We start from the raw sequence: 2,214 nt of genomic DNA, 5'->3' as shown, positions 1-2,214 counted from the left end.
AGCCGTGGAGTCCTCGGTTACTCGCCAGAGCCCGTTGGTACTCGAGGTATGAAACTCTCCTCCTCTGGCTTGGTATTCAGCCGTAATCGCCTTCCACGACTCTGAGTTGTACTGGGCGGTGACGTTTCTCCAGTTCGCAGGGGCTGTCGACGCTATAACCTCCGCGCCGACTTTCTCACTTCCGGACGTATCTGGACTGGGGTATTGCCAGAGCCATCGGTAGAAGGCCGTGGCGACTTCGACTGCTCCGAACGTCGTGTGTTTTGCTTCTGCCTGCGCGGTGAGCACCATATCAGCGGTGCGGTCGAGGCCGCCGAGGCATCCAGTGGGGGCGACATCATCGCCCAGGCTTGTGTCCCCACCGGGTGTGGTGCCTGTGACTGTGGGGGTGCTGGATGGTGGTGCGGCGACTGTTGCGGGGGCCGGGCGGGTGATGTTGTACGCGAGGCCTCCCCCGATGGCGACGACGATAACGGCCGCGCCAATGACATAAGGCCAGCGGCTGCGCCCGGATGCTGTGACCATTCGCATGGTGTCTCCTTGGTTGTGGCGTTAGCCGGCGAAGCTAAGAACGGCGCCGACGATGATGGCCAGACCGGCAAGGGCAGCGAGAGCGATTCCTGACCAGACGGCTTTGCGGCGTCCTTGGGAGTGGGCTTGCGGGTTGGGGTTGGTTTCACCGGACGCACCCGACATGGCAACGATTCCGAAGATCAGGTATCCAATGGACACGAGAATCCCGATCGCCCAGAGGGCCGCGATGAGTTTCTGCCACAGGGCCGTGAATTCGGCCCCGCCGAAGGAGAAGTCGGGGATGATGCCGTCCAAGGGGTTCTGGATCGCCGCGAGGATGATGAGCTCGTGCATGGTCAGGCCTTCCTGGTCGGTGACGGCGCTGTGGATACGACGGCGTGCAGCGACCGGACGACGCTGGCGGCGGCCGCGGTGAAGGCGTCCCGGGTCGCCGGGTTGAGGTTGCTGAGGGTGAGGGGGCCGCGCTCGGCGATGTGGGCGTCGTAGGGGATTTCGTGCAGGGCACTAATGCCGGCATTTTTGAGGAGTCGTTCGACTTCGTCGCGGACGGCGGCATTTTCGGGTCGTCCGTCGGTCAGTCGGATGGCGATGGCGGTGTCTGCGAGGTGGGCGGATTGTCCGCCCGCGGAGCGGAGTTCGTCGAGGAGCTGGATGGCTTCGAGGACAGAATCGCCGGCGTTCATGACGGGGATGACGAGGACGTCGGAGACAGACACAGCGCCTTGGAAGGCCGAGGACGTGGTGACGTTGCCGGAGTCCATGACGCGGATCGCGTAGAACTCATCGATGACACCGGCAACGGCAGTGACGGAATCATTGGTGAGGCGTTCCCGGCGGCCGGTGGAACCGATCACGGACGCGAAGGAGGTTTGAGGTGCGGTGTAGCCAGCGATGTGGCCTGCTGTGCGAATGTGGGTGACGTCTCGCACCAGCTCGCCGAGGCCGAGTTGCGGGTTGCCTTCAGCGCGGAAGTTCAGGGCACCGGGGTCATCAGACACTTCCAAGATTGCGACGGACCCGCCGCGAATTGCCGCAAGCACTCCACCGAGTAGCAAAGCGATCGGGGTTTTCCCGGTTCCGCCCTTGGGATTATTCACCAGGATCGACACAGCGCGAATCCACGTTGCCTGGCGAATCGTCGTTTCATCAATGCCCCGCAACTCCGTGAGGTGGCGCTGAGCGGCCTCAGCTGGTCCAGGGGCCACCGGCAATCCCAGCCGCGCGAGGACACCGCGAAACCCGGTGCTCGCTTTTGCCGGATTGGACGTGCGGGACGCGGCCGCGAGGCCGGCGGCCGGGTTAATGAAGAGCGCCGACGTGTCGGGCCGGTCGCCGGAATCCGGGAAGATAGGTGAGGCGGGCGCCGCAGGTGTCCCCCGGTCGATACTGTCCGGGTTCTCGTCGAGGATGGTTTCTGCACGGCGGCGAGGCAGCGTCGGGGTGGTGACGGTGGTGTCTTCTTCGACGTAGTCTCCGGCGCGGTCAGCGGCGCTGAACGCGTCACCGGTGTTCACGTGACTGCTGTTACTCATGGGCTTTATTTCCTCTCGAGTAGCTGTTATATGCCCAAGGCACATACTTCTCCGCTAAGGCGACACAATAATCCCACTTTCAGGCTTTGGAAACTACCCCCCAAAGTAGAAAAAATAAATGTTAAGTCGCGACAAAATTTCCTGATTC

The 2,214-nt window shown here is 62.7% G+C and carries 3 protein-coding genes; all 3 read right to left on the bottom strand.

Annotated features, from left to right (window positions below):
• A partial coding sequence (locus JF66_RS23165; protein ID WP_156109877.1) for a hypothetical protein occupies positions 1-531 on the bottom strand: 531 nt, incomplete at its 3' end.
• Positions 532-552: 21 nt separating this feature from the next.
• On the bottom strand, positions 553-867 hold the full coding sequence (locus JF66_RS17030) for a hypothetical protein (RefSeq protein WP_231556482.1): 315 nt from the start codon (positions 865-867) through the stop codon (positions 553-555).
• 2 nt (positions 868-869) lie between these two features.
• Positions 870-2,066: a hypothetical protein gene (locus JF66_RS17025; protein ID WP_051973688.1), complete on the bottom strand. Its 1,197-nt coding sequence runs from the start codon at positions 2,064-2,066 to the stop codon at positions 870-872.
• Positions 2,067-2,214 lie beyond the last annotated feature (148 nt).

The organism is Cryobacterium sp. MLB-32 (assembly GCF_000738085.1).
Classification (GTDB): Bacteria; Actinomycetota; Actinomycetes; order Actinomycetales; family Microbacteriaceae; genus Cryobacterium.
The sequence above is the reverse complement of the archived record's forward strand: the minus strand, read 5'-3'. Positions and strand labels throughout refer to the sequence as shown.